Genomic DNA, 15,352 nt, shown 5'->3' with positions numbered 1-15,352 from the left:
GGGGAGGGGCCCCTACCGGTTTGCTGTCCGTGATCATCCGCTCGCTGACCGCGCCGGGGAGGACGTCCCGCGGTGTCACCACCCCCACCCCCACTGGGCCGCTCCCGCAGGAAAACGGCCGTACAGGCCTTTGACGCCGCGCTCGACGACAGCGAACTCGTGGCGGCGCGTTCGGCGTTGGCCCAGGGCCGCTGGACCGAGGTCCGCGAGCTGCTCGCCGCCACCGGCGACGACTGGGACCGCAGGGGGCACCGCTTCGACGTCCTCGGCCAGGAACCCGCCACCTCCGCGTGGGCCCGCGACTGGCGGCTCGTCGAGCCCGAGAGCCATGACGCCGAGCTGCTGCTCGCCTTCGCCGCCGTGCACAAGGCGCTGCGGGGCAAGGCGCGTTCGGACAAGGTGCGCGCCCAGTGCCGCGAGGCGGCCACCCGCGTCCCCGCCGACCCCACGCCGTGGCTCGCGCTGCTCGTGCTCGAACGCTCCCTGGGCCGCGAGGAGGACGTCGTACGCCTCTTCGACGAGGTCAGGCACCGCCACCCCGAGCACCACCACGCCCACCACCTGATGATCGCCCGGCTCGCCGAGCGACGCCCCGGCGCGGGCCAGGACCCGCTGCACGAGGTGTACGACTTCGCGTCCTGGGCCGCCGAGCAGGCGCCGCCCGGGTCGCCGCTCGCGGTCCTGCCCGTGATCGCCCACACCGAGCGCTACCGCGTGCTCGCGGGGGCGGGCCTCGAATCCACCGACCCCGCGGCCTCGCGCCACTGGGCGGGGCGGCGCGCCCACGGTGTCATCAAGGCCGCCTTCGACTGGTGGCTGGAGTGGGAGACGCCCGCCCGGGCGTCGCACCCCCGCTGCCACGTGGACCTCAACTTCCTCGCCCACGCCAAGTTCTGCGAGGGCAGGGCGGCCGAGGCCGCCGCGCTCTTCCACCGCATCGGACGGCACGCGACCCCGGCCCCGTGGTCCTATCCGGACCGCGAGCCGCACGAAGCGTTCACGGCCGCGCGCGCCACGGCGCTCGGATCGGCCTGACCACCGAAACCCCCCGACGTACCCCCTGAAAGGACGACCGCGCCATGGCGACGGGCAGTTCGAGCACGAGCGGAACGAGATCACTCGGCGAGCCGGAGGACGGCGGGGGGATCAGCACGTACAAGGGCGAGGAACGCGCGCTGCGGGCCGGCCGGCTCGGCACGGCGGGCCTGCTGCTCTCCGTGCTCGCCGCGACCGGGCCCCTGATGGTCGTCGCTGGTGTCATGCCCACCACATACGGCGTGATGGGCGTGGTCGGACAGCCGCTCCTCTTCCTCATCCTCGGCGTCGTCCTCGCGCTCTTCAGCCTCGGATACGCCGAGATGAGCCGCCACGTGCACAACGCGGGCGCCTTCTACGCCTACATATCCCGCGGGCTCGGCGGCACCGCGGGCGCGGGCGCCTCGCTGGTCGCCCTCGTCGCCTACAGCTCCCTGCAGGCCGGCCTCTACGGACTGCTCGGCTTCGAGGTGTCCGGGCTCATCGAGACGTACTTCGACGCCGAGGTCGCCTGGTGGATCCCCGCGCTCGTCGCCGTGGCCGTCGTCGCCGTCCTCGCCTGGCTGAAGATCGACCTCAACGCGCGCGTGCTCGGCGTCCTGCTGATCGTCGAGGTGGTGCTCGTCGTCATCTTCGACATCGCGGCCGTCGCCGACCCGGCCACGGAGGGCCTGTCGCTGCACGCCTTCAACCCGGACACGCTCACCGGGGCGGGCGTCGCCACGTCCCTGTGCTTCTGCATCGCCGCCTTCACGGGCTTCGAACAGGCCCCCGTGTACGCGGAGGAGACCAGCCGCCCGCAGGTCGTCGTGGCGCGCGTGATGTTCTTCGCCGTCGGGTTCGTCGCCGTCTTCTTCGCGCTCAGCTCCTGGGCGCTGACCGTCGCCGCCGGCCCCTCGGGAATCGTGCCCGCCGCGCGGGAGCAGAGCGCGGGGCTGCTCTTCGGCCTCACGGAGTCGCGGCTCGGCGGGACCTTCACCGACGTCATGCACGTGCTGTTCGTGACGGGCATGTTCGCCGCGATCCTCAGCTTCCACAACGTGGTCGCGCGCTACGCCTTCGCGATGGGGCGCGAGGGGCTGCTGCCCGCCGCGTTCGGGCGCACCAACACCTCCACGGGCGCGCCGGGCACGGGTTCGCTGCTCCAGACCGTCGTCTCGGTCGTGGTCGTCGTGGGCTTCGCCGTCACGGACGACGGCCCGGCCGGCGACCCGACCGCGCCCGTCCTGCACCTCTTCACCTGGGGCGGCAACATCGGCGCCCTCGGCGTGATCCTGCTGATGGCCACGGCGTCCGTGGCCGTCATCGTCTTCTTCGCCCGCAGGGGCGCCGCCCGCGCCCAGGCCTGGCGCATCGCGGCCTCCGCGCTGGCGGCGGTCGGGCTCCTGGTCATCGCCGGCTACACCGTCAAGGACTTCGACGTCCTGGTGGGCGCGGGCCCCGACTCCGCCCTGAGCTGGGCGCTGCCGGGGATCATCTTCGCCGCGGCGGTGGTCGGCGTGGCGTACGGGGCGATCCTGCGGGCGAGGAACCCCGCGGCCCACGCCAGGATCGGCCTGGGCAACGAGGCCTTCCAGCTGGAGAAGGCCTCGGGTTCGCCGGAAGGGCCGGGGAAGGGCCCCTCCGGCGACTGAGCGGTACCTCGGCGGGGGGCTAGATGATCAGGGACAGCAGGAGCACCAGGCCCCCCGCCACCACGGAGATGATCGTCTCCATGATGGACCACGTCTTGATCGTCTGGCCGACGTCCAGCCCGAAGTACTCCTTGACCAGCCAGAACCCGGCGTCGTTGACGTGCGAGAAGAACAGCGAGCCGGCGCCGATCGCGAGGACCAGCAAGGCCGTGTGCGAGGTCGACATGTCGGCCGCCAGCGGGGCCACCAGGCCCGCGGCCGAGATCGTCGCCACCGTCGCCGAACCGGTCGCGAGGCGGATGGCCACCGCGATCAGCCAGGCGAGCAGCAGCGCGGGGATCGACCAGTCCTTGGAGAAGTCCAGGATCATCTGGCCCACGCCCACGTCGATGAGCGTCTGCTTGAAGCCGCCGCCCGCGCCCACGATCATCAGCACGCCCGCGATCGGGGCGAGGGACTTCTCCACCGTGCTCGACAGGCGGTCCTTGGCGAAACCGGCCGCGCGGCCCAGCGTGAACATCCCGACGATCACCGCGGCGAGCAGGGCGATCAGCGGCGAGCCGATGACGTCGAAGACCCGCTGCACGGTGCTCTCGGGGTCGTCGACCACGATGTCCACCAGGGCCTTGGCCAGCATCAGGACGACCGGCAGCAGCACGGTGGCGACGGTCGCGCCGAAGCCGGGGCGCTTGTCCAGGTCCTCCGAGGGACGCTGCGGGATCATCTTCTCGGGGGCCGGCACGTCGACCCAGCGCGCCGCGACCTTGGAGAACAGCGGCCCGGCGATGATCACCGTCGGGATCGCCACGAGGACGCCGAGCGCCAGCGTCACACCGAGGTTGGCCTTGACCGCGTCGATGGCGACGAGCGGGCCGGGGTGCGGCGGGATGAGGCCGTGCATCACGGAGAGCCCGGCGAGCGCGGGGATGCCGATCCGCATCAGCGAGTAGTTGCCGCGCTTGGCGACCATCAGGACGACCGGGATCAGCAGCACGATGCCGACCTCGAAGAAGAGCGGCAGACCGATCACCGAGGCGATGAGCACCATCGCCCAGGGCATGGCGCGGCCGCCCGCCTTGGCGAGGATCGTGTCGACGATCTGGTCGGCGCCCCCGGAGTCGGCGAGCAGCTTGCCGAGGATCGCGCCGAGCGCGATGAGGACGCCCACGCCCGCGACGGTCGAGCCGAGCCCGTCGGTGAAGCTCGTGATGGCCTTGTCGAGCGGCGCGCCCGCGAAGGCGCCCAGCGCGAGCGACCCCACGGTCAGCGCGAGGAACGCGTGCAGCTTGAACTTGGTGATGAGCAGGACGATGACGGCGATGCCCGCGAGGACGGCGATCCCCAGCTGGGCATGGCCCGCCGAGGTGATCGGCTCGACGGGGTCCGCTGCCAGCATCTCGACGCTGAGATGGGTCACGGTGCTTTCCTTGTGACGAGGCCCCGGGAGGGGCGCGGGGAACTGCGCGACCGCCATGGGCGGCCCGCAGTCGGAGAACTACTGGCGGGAGCGCTCAGCCCAGACGGCTGAGCGCCTCGACGGCCCGGTCGGCGATCTCCTCCGGGCTGCCGGCGACGTCGACGGCGACACCCGCCTCGTCCGCCCCGAGGGGCTGGAGCGTGGCGAACTGCGAGTCGAGGAGCGCGGTCGGCATGAAGTGGCCCTGCCGGTGCGACATCCGGTCCTCGATGAGCTTCCGGTCACCGGTGAGGTGGACGAAGACGGCCTCCGGGGCCGCGGCGCGCAGCCGGTCGCGGTAGCTGCGCTTCAGCGCGGAGCTGCTGACCACACCGCCCTTGCCGGCCCGGCCGTCCGCCCAGGCGCCGATCGCGTCGAGCCAGGGCCACCGGTCGTCGTCGGTGAGCGGCGTCCCGGCCGACATCTTCTCGATGTTCGCCGGGGGGTGGAAGTCGTCGCCCTCGGCGTACGGCACGCCGAGCCGGTCCGCGAGCAGGGGCCCGACCGTGGTCTTGCCCGTCCCTGCCACGCCCATGATCACGACGACGTGGGGGGTGCGCCGTTCCTTCATCGCGTCCTGCCTCGCTGTCTTCATCGACATCGGTCCTTCGTTCACGTCACTGAAACCTATTAGGTCTGACGAATTCAAGAGTCTGTGACATAAAAGTCTGACTTATTGTTCACGCCGCATCCCTCGTAGGCTTCCCTCATGACCGATCGGGCCCGAGGGCTGCACTCCCGCGTACTGGAAAGCCTCGGGCCCGCCATCACGGCCGGCGAGTACCCGGCGGGCAGCGTCCTGCGCACGGACGAGCTGGCCCAGCGCTTCGAGGTGTCGCGCTCGGTGATGCGCGAGGCGGTCCGGGTCCTGGAGTCCATGCGCCTCGTCGCGTCCCGACGCCGCGTGGGCGTGACCGTCCTGCCCATCGAGCAGTGGAACGTCTACGACCCGCAGGTCATCCGCTGGCGCCTGGCCGGGGCCGAGCGCCCGCGCCAGCTCCGCTCGCTGACCGTGCTGCGCTCCGCCATCGAGCCGGTCGCCGCCGGACTCGCCGCCCGGTACGCCACGGCCGCCCAGTGCGCGGAGCTCACCGAGTGCGCGCTCGGCATGGTCGCCCACTCGCGCGGCCACCAGCTGGAGGGCTATCTGCGCCACGACGTGGCCTTCCACCGGGTCATCCTCAACGCCTCGGGCAACGAGATGTTCGCCCGGCTCGGCGACGTCGTCGCCGAGGTCCTGACCGGACGCACCGCCCACCAGGTGATGTTCGAGGACCCTGACCCGCCCGCCGTGACCCTGCATCTCAAGGTCGCCGAGGCGGTCAGGGAGGGCGACGTGGCCCGCGCCGAGGCCCTGACGCGGGAGATCGCCCTGGGCGCCCTCGAAGAGCTGGACATCCTGGCGCCCTGACCGAGGGCGAGGTGCGCGCGCGGGTCGGCGACAATGGACGCATGTCCCGACGCGCCACACGCCCCACGCCCTGCCCCTGCGGCCACCTGCGGCCGTACGACACGTGCTGCGGCAGGCTGCACCGGGGCGAGGCCGCCGCGAGCACGCCCGAGGAGCTGATGCGCTCGCGCTACAGCGCCTTCGCCGTGCGGGACGAGGGTTACCTGCTGCGCACCTGGCACCCGCGCACCCGCCCGCCGCGCGTGGAGTTCGACCCGGCGCTGCGCTGGACGGGCCTGGAGATCGAGGAGACCACCGAGGGCACCGCGTTCCACACCACGGGCACGGTGACCTTCCGGGCGCGCTACACCGACGGTGGCCGCCCCGACTCGCTGCACGAGCGCAGCCGCTTCGAACGGCTCGACGGGGCGTGGGTGTACGTCGACGGCGCGTTCATCGACTGAGGTCCCCGGAGCCCCGCCCGGAGTCCCGCCCCATCCTGACGGCCGACTTCCGCCCCGGGATCTCCACCCCGCTCGGCATCGACCGGGTGCAGAAGGGCGGCATGAACACCGTCCTGCTGCGGCACTGCCCCGAACTCGCCGGCCTCCTCCCGCGCGGGGCCGGCGCCGTCGCGCCCTGGCGGCACGTACAGCCGGTGACCGGCGGCGACGGCCGCGCCCAGGGCTGAGGGCGGCCGAGACGGGCCGTCCGGGACTCACGGCCCGGGCGGCCCCGGGCGGGCGTGACGGCGGGTCGGCGGCCGAGCGGTGGCGGCCGGCAGGCGGTGAGCGGCGGTCCCGGCTCCGTGGGACCCCGCTCCAGGGGCGCCGCGAACTCCTCCGCCGCGGCCGGTGCGCGGGGCAGGCCGGTCCTCACGGCCGGTCTTCACGGGGTGCGGGCCGCGACGGCAGCCGCGATCCGCCCGGCCGCCGGGGTCCCGCCGGGGCCGAACCTGCGCCGGTAGTCCGTGGGGCTGAGGCCCGTCTCGCGGCGCAGCCTGGCCCGCAGGTTCGCGGCGGTGCCGAGGCCGCTGCGGTGCGCGACGACGTCGAGGCGTTCCTCGCCCCGTTCGATCAGGCGGCAGGCCAGGGCCACGCGCTCGCCCGTCAGCCAGGCCAGCGGGGTCGTGCCGAGCTGGGCGCGGAAGCGGCGGTGCAGGGTGGCCGGGCTGACCCCGGCGCGGGCCGCGAGGCCGGCCACCGTCAGGCCGGAGCCGAGCCGCTCCTGCGCCCACCCGAGCAGCGGCGCCAGCGAGGCGTCGGGCACCGGCGGAACGGGCCGCTCCACGAACTGCCGCTGGCCGCCGTCCCGGTGGGCGGAGAAGACGAGTCGCCTGCTCACGGAGTTGGCGACCTCGGCGCCGAAGTCCTTGCGGACGATGTGCAGGCCCAGGTCGAGCGCGGCGGCGCTGCCCGCGGCGGTGAGGATGTCGCCGTCGTCCACGAAGAGCACGTCCGGTTCGAGCCGCACGGCCGGAAACCGCTCCCGGAAGGAGTCCGCCCACTGCCAGTGCGCGGTGGCCCTGCGTCCGTCGAGCACCCCCGCCTCGGCCAGGGTGAACGCCCCGCTGCAGAAGCCGACCAGGCGGGCGCCGCGCGCGTGCGCCCTGCGGACGGCGGCGAGGACGGCGGGCCGCCGCGGCACGTCGGTGTCCGGCCGGTTCGGCACGATGACCGTGTCGGCCCGGTCGGCCGCGTCGAGTCCGGCGACCCCGCTGAGCGTGAAGAACCCGTCCCGCATCAGCGTGGCGGGCTCGGCGGAGCAGAGCGCGAAGTCGTACAGGTCGCGGCCGAGTTCGGGCCTGCGGAGCCCGAAGACCTCGGTCGCGCAGCCCAGCTCGAAGGGGTTGGAGTTCTCGTCCACGATGACGGCGACGCGGTGCGGGCGTTCGGGGGCGGACGCCGGTCCGTGGCCGGGCTCCGGTTGAGAGGATTCTTGCGGCATGTGCGATTTCTAGCACTCGCGGGCACCGCCCGTCACGGCCGAGGATCGGTCCATGACCACCGAATCCCCCGCCGCCGAGCGGAACCCCGTCCAGGCCCAGGCCGCCGCCGAGCAGCCCCCGGCAGCCGCCGAGCGGCCCCGCGCCGCCGCGCCCGCCGCGCGGCCGATCGACCTCGGCGAGGCCCTGGCCTCCTTCGACGCCCTGTGGAGCCCCCGCATCGTCACCTCCGTCAACGACTACGACGTCCGCGTGACCAAGGTGCGGGGCGAGCACGTCTGGCACGTCCACGACGACACCGACGAGTTCTTCCTCGTGCTCGACGGCGAGCTCCACATCGACCTGCGCGAACCGGCGGGCGAGCGCAGGGTCACGCTGCCCCGGGGCTCGGTCTTCACGGTCCCGCGCGGCACCGAGCACAAGCCGTGCGCCCCGGACGGCGCCCGCATCCTGCTCTTCGAGCCCACCGGCACGCCGACGGTCGGCGACCGCCACGAGGAGGTGCCGGACCACGTGGACGTGACGACGGGCCACGCGCTGTAGGGCGCGAGCCGCGAGGGCCTGCGCCGCTACTCAATTTTGACTAGACTGCGGCGCATGCCCGAGAAAACGATCCCGCTCCTCCCGTGTCAGACGATTCAGCCGGTGGTCGACTTCTACACCGCCCTCGGCTTCGAGACGACGTACCTCCAGAAGAGCCCGTACGCCTACGCCGTGGTCGAACGCGGCGCGATAGAGCTCCAGTTCTACGGCATGAAGCAGTACGAACCCACGGAGTCCCACTCCGGCTGCTACGTCGTCACCGACGACGTCGAGGCCCTGCACACCGCCTTCCGCGCCGGGCTCAAGGCGGCGTACGGCAGGATCCCGACGCGCGGCCTGCCCCGCATCGGACCGCTCAAGGACATGTCGTACGGAGTGCGGCAGTTCCTCATGACCGACCCCGGCGGCAACAGCATCCGCGTGGGGCAGCCCATCAGCGACGACTTCTCGATGCGCCCCGTCCCGAAGGAGACCTTCGCGCGGGCGCTGCACCTGGCCGACCTCTTCGTCGACTCCAAGGAGGACCTGCCGGGCGCCGCGAAGATCATCGACAAGGCGCTCGACCGCACGGACGAGCGGCCCACCCCCGAGCAGGAGCTGCGCCTGCTGGTCCTGCGCGGCGACGTCGCCCAGCGGCTCGGCGACACCCGGCTCGCCGGGACACTGCTGGCCAGGGCCGCGGCGCTCGCGCTCACGGACGCCGAGAGGGAGGCGGCGCGCGACGCCCTCGCACGCCTCGCCGAGCTGACGGCACGGCCGGAGGCGGGGCTGTCGTAAGAGACCCGTCAAGAGGCCCACCGGCGTCGTATGGACGGCGTCAACGGTGGCCGGATGTGGCGTGAACAGCGGTTTCCTTCAACCGTCAGACCAAGCGACCCATCCGTCCACTTCTTCTTCGGGAGCTCACGATGGCCGACGTGGCCTTCGTCGTCACCACACTCGCGGTCTTCGCGCTGGTGGCACTCGTCGCCAAGGGGGTGACGAAGCTGTGACCACCGAGAACATCGTCGGTCTCGTCGTGGCCTTCGCCCTCCTCGGCTACCTCGTCCTCGCCCTCCTCTTCCCGGAGAGGTTCTGAAGCCGGCATGAGCCCAGTCCTCGCCGGGGTGCTCCAACTGCTCGCCCTCATGGCGGCGCTCGCCCTCGCACACCGCCCGCTCGGTGACCACATGGCCCGCGTCTACGGCTCGAAGAGGCACCTTCGCGCCGAGAAGTGGATCTACAAGGCCATCGGCGCCGACCCGGACACGGAGATGCGCTGGCCCGCGTACCTGCGCGGCGTCCTCGCCTTCTCCGTGACCGGCGTCCTCTTCCTCTACCTGCTCCAGCGGCTCCAGGGCACGCTGCCCGGCTCGCTCGGCTTCCGCTCCATCGACCCCGACCAGGCCTTCAACACCGCGGTCTCGTTCGTGGCGAACACCAACTGGCAGTCCTACTCCGGCGAACAGGCCATGGGCCACGTCGTCCAGACCGGCGGCCTCGCGGTGCAGAACTTCGTCTCGGCGGCGGTGGGCATGGCGGTCGCCGTGGCGCTCGTCCGCGGCTTCGCGCGCTCCCGCACCGGCGGGCTCGGCAACTTCTGGGCCGACCTGGTGCGCGGCGTCGTCCGCGTCCTGCTGCCGATATCCGTGCTCGGCGCCCTCGTCCTGGTCGCCTGCGGAGCCCTGCAGAACTTCTCCGGCATCCACGAGGTCGGCCAGTTCGGCGGCGGCTCGCAGCAGTGGAACGGCGGCGCGGTCGGCTCCCAGGAGGTCATCAAACTCCTCGGCACGAACGGCGGCGGCTACTTCAACGCCAACTCCGCCCACCCCTTCGAGAACCCGACCCCCCTCTCCAACCTCTTCGAGGTCTTCCTGATCCTCCTCATCCCCTTCGCACTGCCCCGCACCTTCGGCCGGCTGACCGGATCGCTCCGGCAGGGCCGCGCGATCCTGGCCACGATGGTCACCATCTGGGCCGGCTTCACCGCGCTGATGATGTGGACCGAGTTCCACCACGGGGGCCCGGCGTTCGACCTGGCGGGCGGGGCGATGGAGGGCAAGGAGACCCGCTTCGGGATCGCCGGTTCAGCGATCTTCGCGGTGGCCACCACGCTCACCTCCACCGGCGCGGTGAACTCCTTCCACTCCTCCTACACCGGCTTCGGCGGCGGCCTGGAGATGCTGGGCATGCAGCTCGGCGAGATCGCCCCCGGCGGCACCGGATCGGGCCTCTACGGCATGCTCGTCATGGCGGTCATCGCGGTGTTCATCGCCGGCCTGATGGTCGGCCGCACACCGGAGTACCTGGGCAAGAAGATCGGCACCCGCGAGATCAAGCTCGCGGCCTGCTACCTCCTCGTCACCCCGGCCCTCGTCCTGAGCCTCACCGCCCTGTCGACCGCGCTGCCCACGCCGCGGGAGTCGATGCTCAACTCCGGCCCCCACGGCTTCTCCGAGATCCTGTACGCCTTCACCTCCGGCGCCAACAACAACGGCTCGGCCTTCGGCGGCCTGAGCGCCGACACGACCTGGTTCAACACCACGATCGGCCTCGCCATGCTCCTCGGCCGCTTCCTGCCGATGGTCTTCGTCCTCGCGCTCGCCGGATCGCTGGCCGAGCAGCGTCCCGTGCCAAAGACGGCGGGCACCCTGCGCACCGAGAAACCGCTCTTCACCGGACTGCTGGTCGGCACCATCATGATCATCACCGGTCTCACCTACTTCCCCGCGCTCGCGCTGGGACCGCTCGCCGAGGGACTCGCGTCATGAGCACCGACACCAGGAATCACGAGGCGGCCGAGGCCACCCCCGACCGCGAGGTCCGGGCCGCGCACCCGGCCGCCGGGGCCAAGACGGGCAAGGTCGGCGCCGGTCTCTTCGACCCGGCCCAACTGCTCACGTCGCTGCCCGACGCCTTCCGCAAGCTGCACCCGCGCGTCATGGTCAAGTCCCCGGTCATGTTCGTGGTCCTGACCGGCTCGGTGGCCACCACCGTGCTCGCGGCCCTGGACCCCGCCGACGGCTTCGGCTGGGCGATCACCGCCTGGCTCTGGCTGACCACGCTCTTCGCCAACCTCGCCGAAGCCGTCGCCGAGGGCCGCGGCAAGGCCCAGGCCGACACCCTGCGCAAGGCCAAGACCGACACCGTCGCGCGCCGCCTGACCGACGGCGCGGAGGAGACGGTGCCCGGCACCGCCCTGCGCGTCGGCGACCGGGTCGTCTGCGAGGCGGGCGACGTCATCCCCGGAGACGGGGACGTCGTCGAGGGAGTGGCGTCCGTCGACGAGTCGGCGATCACCGGCGAGTCCGCCCCGGTCATCCGCGAGTCGGGCGGCGACCGGTCCGCCGTCACGGGCGGGACGAAGGTGCTCTCCGACCGCGTCGTCATCGAGATCACGACGAAACCCGGTGAGACGTTCATCGACCGCATGATCAACCTGGTCGAGGGTGCGGCCCGGCAGAAGACCCCCAACGAGATCGCGCTGAACATCCTCCTCGCGTCCCTCACCGTCGTCTTCCTGCTCGCCGTCGTCACCCTCAAGCCCTTCGCCGGCTACGCGGGCGCCGACGGCCAGACCTCGCTGATCGTCCTGACGGCGCTGCTCGTCTGCCTGATCCCCACCACCATCGGCGCCCTGCTCTCCGCCATCGGCATCGCGGGCATGGACCGCCTCGTGCAGCGCAACGTCCTGGCCACCTCGGGCCGGGCCGTCGAGGCCGCGGGCGACGTGTCGACACTGCTGCTCGACAAGACCGGCACCATCACGCTCGGCAACCGCAGGGCCGCCGAGTTCCTGCCCGTACGCGGCGCCACCGAGGCCGATCTCGCCGACGCGGCCCAGCTCTCCTCACTGGCCGACGAGACACCCGAGGGCCGTTCCGTCGTCGTCCTCGCCAAGGAGAAGTACGGGCTGCGCGAACGCCACCCGGGGGAGCTGACCGGCGCGGCCTGGGTGCCGTTCACGGCACAGACCCGCATGTCGGGCGTGGACGTCGGGGGACGCGCGGTCCGCAAGGGCGCGGCGGCCTCGGTGCTCGCCTGGGTCGAGCGGCGCGGGGGAGCGGTCCCCGACGACGCGCGGACCATCGGTGAACGGATCTCCCGGGCGGGCGGCACCCCGCTGCTCGTCGCGGTGGAGGACGGCGACGGCGCCCGGGTCCTGGGCGCCGTCCACCTCAAGGACGTCGTCAAGGACGGCATGCGCGAGCGCTTCGACGAGCTGCGCCGCATGGGCATCAGGACCATCATGATCACCGGCGACAACCCGCTGACCGCCGAGGCCATCGCCGAGGAGGCGGGCGTCGACGACTTCCTCGCCGAGGCCACGCCCGAGGACAAGATGGCGCTGATCAAGCGCGAGCAGGCCGGCGGCAAGCTCGTCGCGATGACGGGTGACGGCACCAACGACGCCCCCGCCCTCGCCCAGGCCGACGTCGGCGTGGCCATGAACACCGGCACCTCGGCCGCCAAGGAGGCCGGGAACATGGTCGACCTGGACTCCGACCCCACCAAGCTCATCGAGATCGTGGAGATCGGCAAACAGCTCCTGATCACCCGCGGGGCCCTGACGACCTTCTCCATCGCCAACGACGTCGCCAAGTACTTCGCGATCATCCCGGCCATGTTCGCGGTGGCCTACCCGAGCCTCGACAAGCTCAACATCATGGCACTGGCCTCGCCGGAGTCCGCGATCCTCTCGGCGGTGATCTTCAACGCCCTGATCATCGTCGCCCTCGTGCCGCTCGCCCTGAAGGGCGTGCGCTACCGCCCGATGAGCGCCGACCGCCTGCTCCGCCGCAACCTCGGCGTCTACGGCCTCGGCGGCCTCGTCGCCCCCTTCGCCGGCATCAAGGCCATCGACATGCTCGTCTCCCTCATCCCCGGCCTGGGCTGACCCGGTCCCCGCCGACCAGAAAGCGTGCTGAGTCACCATGAACAACTCCGTAGCGAACACCGCACGGCTGCTCGGCGCGGGAGCCCGCGCCCTGCTCGTCCTCACCCTGCTCTGCGGCGTCCTCTACCCGCTGGCGGTCACCGGCGCCGCCCAGGCCCTCCTGAGCGACAAGGCCAACGGCTCGGAGGTCCGGGCGGACGGCGCGACCGCCGGCTCCTCCCTCATCGGCCGGCGTCATGACCTGCCGCCGCGCGCGGGGCAGGAGACGGCGGAACCGGATCTCCGCTGGTTCCAGCCGCGCCCCTCGAACGGCCTCGGCGCCAACACGGTGAACAGGCAGTACGACCTTCTCGTCTCCGGCGCCACGAATCTCGCCGGTGACAGCGAGGAACTGATCGAGCAGGTGAAGGCGGCCAAGGCGGCCGTGATCGCGGACAACTCCACGCCGGGCCACCGGGTGAGGCCCTCCGACATCCCCGCCGACGCGGTCACCTCCTCGGGCTCGGGCCTCGACCCGCACATCTCCCCGGCGTACGCGGACCTCCAGACCCGCCGCGTCGCGGCGCGGAACCACCTGGCGGCGGGCGAGGTCGAGCGCCTCGTCGAGGAGCACACGGACGGCCGCACCCTCGGCTTCATCGGAGAGCCACGGGTGAACGTCCTGGAGCTGAACATCGCCCTGAAGCAGCTCGTCGCGCGGGGCGGGGAGAAGTGAGCGGGGGCCGCGAGGACTGAAGCGACCGCGCACGGACAAGGCCCCAGTTCGAGAACTGGGGCCTTCGCTGGTGTCCGAGGGGGGACTTGAACCCCCACGCCCGATAAAGGGCACTAGCACCTCAAGCTAGCGCGTCTGCCATTCCGCCACCCGGACAAGGTGTCTGTCTTCGCGGGGCGTTTCCCGCGGCGACACAGAGAACATTACCAGGCTTCCGGGGGTGTCCGATCACCCCCGCCACCGCTGTGAACTGCTGATGACGACGCCCGCCCGGCCTTGGGCGCGGAGCCCGGGGGAGAGAGGATGAGGGGGACCACCAGCAGCGAATGCGGGAGGAGCCCAGCGTGAGCGGGTCCAGCACGGGCAAGGCCGTCACCGGTGAGGACGAGGTCGTCGACCTCTGTCGTGAACTGATCCAGATCGATACGAGCAACTACGGCGACCACTCGGGCCCGGGTGAGCGCAAGGCCGCGGAGTACGTCGCCGAGAAGCTCGCCGAGGTCGGTCTCGAACCGAAGATCTTCGAGTCCCACCCCGGCAGGGCCTCCACGGTGGCGCGGATCGAGGGCGAGGACCCGTCGCGGCCCGCGCTGCTCATCCACGGCCACACCGACGTCGTGCCGGCCAACGCCGCGGACTGGACGCACCACCCCTTCTCCGGGGAGATCGCGGACGGCTGCGTGTGGGGCCGGGGCGCCGTCGACATGAAGGACATGGACGCGATGACCCTCGCGGTCGTCCGCGAGCGGATGCGCAGCGGCCGCAAGCCCCCGCGCGACATCGTCCTCGCCTTCCTCGCGGACGAGGAGGCGGGCGGCACGTACGGCGCCCGGCACCTCGTCGACAACCACCCCGGCCTCTTCGAGGGGTGCACGGAGGCGATCAGCGAGGTCGGCGGCTTCTCCTTCACCGTCAACGAGAACCTGCGGCTCTACCTCGTCGAGACGGCCCAGAAGGGCATGCACTGGATGAAGCTGACCGTGGACGGCACCGCGGGCCACGGGTCGATGATCCACAAGGACAACGCGATCACCGAGCTGTCGGAGGCCGTCGGACGCCTCGGGCGGCACAAGTTCCCGGTGCGGGTCACCAAGACCCTGCGGCACTTCCTCGACGAGCTGGGCGACGCCCTCGGCACCGAGCTCGACCCGGAGAACATGGACGAGACGCTCGCCAAGCTCGGCGGCATCGCCAAGCTCATCGGCGCCTCCCTGCAGAACACGGCCAACCCCACCCAGCTCGGCGCCGGGTACAAGGTGAACGTGATCCCCGGCCAGGCCACCGCGCACGTCGACGGCCGTTACCTGCCGGGGTACGAGGAGGAGTTCCTCGCCGACCTGGACCGGCTGCTCGGCCCGAACGTGCGCCGCGAGGACGTGCACGCCGACAAGGCCCTGGAGACGACGTTCGACGGCGCGCTCGTCGACGCCATGCAGACCGCCCTGCGGGCGGAGGACCCGATCGCGCGCGCCGTGCCGTACATGCTCTCCGCGGGTACGGACGCCAAGTCCTTCGACGACCTCGGCATCCGCGGTTTCGGCTTCGCGCCGCTGAAGCTGCCGCCGGAGCTGGACTTCGCGGGCATGTTCCACGGCGTCGACGAGCGGGTTCCGGTGGACGGCCTCAAATTCGGGGTCCGGGTGCTCGACCGGTTCATCGACGCCTCCTGACGTGATTCGGCCTCGAAAGGGCTCGCGGAGGCCCGATTAGGCGCTAAAACGACTCTCCAATAATCGCGAGCCCGTACGTACTTGACTG

15 protein-coding genes and 1 tRNA gene are annotated in these 15,352 nt (G+C 71.9%); 12 read left to right on the top strand and 4 right to left on the bottom strand.

The features are described 5' to 3' along the window. Positions 1-72 precede the first annotated feature (72 nt). Both DCW30_RS21070 and DCW30_RS21065 read left to right on the top strand, forming a co-directional pair. Positions 73-1,035 carry a hypothetical protein gene (locus tag DCW30_RS21070; protein WP_076687005.1) on the top strand — a complete coding sequence of 321 codons (963 nt, stop codon included), beginning with the start codon at positions 73-75 and terminating at the stop codon, positions 1,033-1,035. A gap of 44 nt (positions 1,036-1,079) precedes the next feature. Next, positions 1,080-2,669 (top strand): APC family permease, encoded by a 1,590-nt coding sequence (locus DCW30_RS21065; protein WP_076687006.1) that lies wholly within the window; start codon positions 1,080-1,082, stop codon positions 2,667-2,669. Positions 2,670-2,688: 19 nt separating this feature from the next. On the opposite strand, the gene DCW30_RS21060 is transcribed toward DCW30_RS21065, so the two are convergent. After that, positions 2,689-4,086 (bottom strand): GntP family permease, encoded by a 1,398-nt coding sequence (locus tag DCW30_RS21060; protein WP_062772240.1) that lies wholly within the window; start codon positions 4,084-4,086, stop codon positions 2,689-2,691. A gap of 94 nt (positions 4,087-4,180) precedes the next feature. Next, positions 4,181-4,696: a gluconokinase gene (locus tag DCW30_RS21055; RefSeq protein ID WP_062772305.1), complete on the bottom strand. Its 516-nt coding sequence runs from the start codon at positions 4,694-4,696 to the stop codon at positions 4,181-4,183. 138 nt (positions 4,697-4,834) lie between these two features. Here DCW30_RS21055 and DCW30_RS21050 point away from each other — a divergent pair, with 138 nt between their 5' ends. The 3 genes from DCW30_RS21050 to DCW30_RS21040 all read left to right on the top strand — a co-directional run bounded on the left by DCW30_RS21050 (position 4,835) and on the right by DCW30_RS21040 (position 6,206). Beyond that, the gene (locus DCW30_RS21050) at positions 4,835-5,536 is read left to right on the top strand and encodes a FadR/GntR family transcriptional regulator (protein WP_076687007.1); all 702 of its coding nucleotides are present in this window, start codon (positions 4,835-4,837) and stop codon (positions 5,534-5,536) included. A 41-nt stretch (positions 5,537-5,577) separates the two neighbouring features. Next, positions 5,578-5,979 (top strand): YchJ family protein, encoded by a 402-nt coding sequence (locus tag DCW30_RS21045; RefSeq protein WP_076687008.1) that lies wholly within the window; start codon positions 5,578-5,580, stop codon positions 5,977-5,979. Between the two features lie 101 nt (positions 5,980-6,080). Continuing rightward, the gene (locus DCW30_RS21040; protein WP_309032187.1) at positions 6,081-6,206 is read left to right on the top strand and encodes a hypothetical protein; all 126 of its coding nucleotides are present in this window, start codon (positions 6,081-6,083) and stop codon (positions 6,204-6,206) included. Between the two features lie 197 nt (positions 6,207-6,403). Here the strand turns inward: DCW30_RS21040 and DCW30_RS21035 are convergent, their stop codons facing one another. Beyond that, positions 6,404-7,462, bottom strand: a complete 1,059-nt coding sequence (locus tag DCW30_RS21035; protein ID WP_076687009.1) for a helix-turn-helix domain-containing protein — start codon at positions 7,460-7,462, stop codon at positions 6,404-6,406. A gap of 166 nt (positions 7,463-7,628) precedes the next feature. Between DCW30_RS21035 and DCW30_RS21030 the strand changes: the two genes are divergently transcribed. The 6 genes from DCW30_RS21030 (at position 7,629) to DCW30_RS21005 (ending at position 13,594) form a co-directional block, all read left to right on the top strand. Beyond that, positions 7,629-8,003, top strand: a complete 375-nt coding sequence (locus DCW30_RS21030; protein WP_062772308.1) for a cupin domain-containing protein — start codon at positions 7,629-7,631, stop codon at positions 8,001-8,003. Between the two features lie 54 nt (positions 8,004-8,057). Then, on the top strand, positions 8,058-8,780 hold the full coding sequence (locus tag DCW30_RS21025) for a bleomycin resistance protein (protein WP_076687010.1): 723 nt from the start codon (positions 8,058-8,060) through the stop codon (positions 8,778-8,780). 211 nt (positions 8,781-8,991) lie between these two features. Further along, a complete protein-coding gene (kdpF, locus tag DCW30_RS21020; protein ID WP_062772255.1) occupies positions 8,992-9,081 on the top strand; it encodes a K(+)-transporting ATPase subunit F in 90 nt (29 codons plus the stop codon). Between the two features lie 7 nt (positions 9,082-9,088). Beyond that, the gene (gene kdpA, locus DCW30_RS21015; protein WP_076687011.1) at positions 9,089-10,753 is read left to right on the top strand and encodes a potassium-transporting ATPase subunit KdpA; all 1,665 of its coding nucleotides are present in this window, start codon (positions 9,089-9,091) and stop codon (positions 10,751-10,753) included. After that, on the top strand, positions 10,750-12,879 hold the full coding sequence (kdpB, locus tag DCW30_RS21010) for a potassium-transporting ATPase subunit KdpB (RefSeq protein WP_076687012.1): 2,130 nt from the start codon (positions 10,750-10,752) through the stop codon (positions 12,877-12,879). The genes kdpA and kdpB overlap by 4 nt, the downstream gene beginning before the upstream one ends. A 37-nt stretch (positions 12,880-12,916) precedes the next feature. Beyond that, complete coding sequence (locus tag DCW30_RS21005; protein ID WP_076687013.1) at positions 12,917-13,594, top strand: potassium-transporting ATPase subunit C; 678 nt, start codon at positions 12,917-12,919, stop codon at positions 13,592-13,594. Between the two features lie 68 nt (positions 13,595-13,662). Here the strand turns inward: DCW30_RS21005 and DCW30_RS21000 are convergent. Continuing rightward, positions 13,663-13,750, bottom strand: a tRNA-Leu gene (locus tag DCW30_RS21000). A 170-nt stretch (positions 13,751-13,920) separates the two neighbouring features. On the opposite strand from DCW30_RS21000, the gene DCW30_RS20995 reads away from it, so the two are divergent. Further along, the gene (locus DCW30_RS20995) at positions 13,921-15,264 is read left to right on the top strand and encodes a M20/M25/M40 family metallo-hydrolase (protein WP_107117623.1); all 1,344 of its coding nucleotides are present in this window, start codon (positions 13,921-13,923) and stop codon (positions 15,262-15,264) included. The last annotated feature ends 88 nt before the right edge of the window (positions 15,265-15,352 follow it).

It is taken from the genome of Streptomyces alfalfae, assembly GCF_004127445.1.
Classification (GTDB): Bacteria; Actinomycetota; Actinomycetes; order Streptomycetales; family Streptomycetaceae; genus Streptomyces; species Streptomyces alfalfae.
Note: the sequence above shows the minus strand (reverse complement) of the source record. Positions and strands in the feature narration are given on the sequence as shown.

Excerpts from the sequence above, each read along its gene's own strand:
- DCW30_RS21065 (WP_076687006.1), top strand. The coding sequence starts at position 1,080 with ATGGCGACGGGCAGTTCGAGCACGAGCGGAACGAGATCACTCGGCGAG.
- DCW30_RS21040 (WP_309032187.1), top strand. The coding sequence starts at position 6,081 with ATGAACACCGTCCTGCTGCGGCACTGCCCCGAACTCGCCGGCCTCCTC.
- DCW30_RS21045 (WP_076687008.1), top strand. The coding sequence starts at position 5,578 with ATGTCCCGACGCGCCACACGCCCCACGCCCTGCCCCTGCGGCCACCTG.
- DCW30_RS21005 (WP_076687013.1), top strand. The coding sequence starts at position 12,917 with ATGAACAACTCCGTAGCGAACACCGCACGGCTGCTCGGCGCGGGAGCC.
- DCW30_RS21025 (WP_076687010.1), top strand. The coding sequence starts at position 8,058 with ATGCCCGAGAAAACGATCCCGCTCCTCCCGTGTCAGACGATTCAGCCG.
- DCW30_RS21035 (WP_076687009.1), bottom strand. The coding sequence starts at position 7,462 with ATGCCGCAAGAATCCTCTCAACCGGAGCCCGGCCACGGACCGGCGTCC.
- DCW30_RS20995 (WP_107117623.1), top strand. The coding sequence starts at position 13,921 with ATGCGGGAGGAGCCCAGCGTGAGCGGGTCCAGCACGGGCAAGGCCGTC.
- kdpB (WP_076687012.1), top strand. The coding sequence starts at position 10,750 with ATGAGCACCGACACCAGGAATCACGAGGCGGCCGAGGCCACCCCCGAC.
- DCW30_RS21055 (WP_062772305.1), bottom strand. The coding sequence starts at position 4,696 with ATGAAGGAACGGCGCACCCCCCACGTCGTCGTGATCATGGGCGTGGCA.
- kdpA (WP_076687011.1), top strand. The coding sequence starts at position 9,089 with ATGAGCCCAGTCCTCGCCGGGGTGCTCCAACTGCTCGCCCTCATGGCG.
- DCW30_RS21050 (WP_076687007.1), top strand. The coding sequence starts at position 4,835 with ATGACCGATCGGGCCCGAGGGCTGCACTCCCGCGTACTGGAAAGCCTC.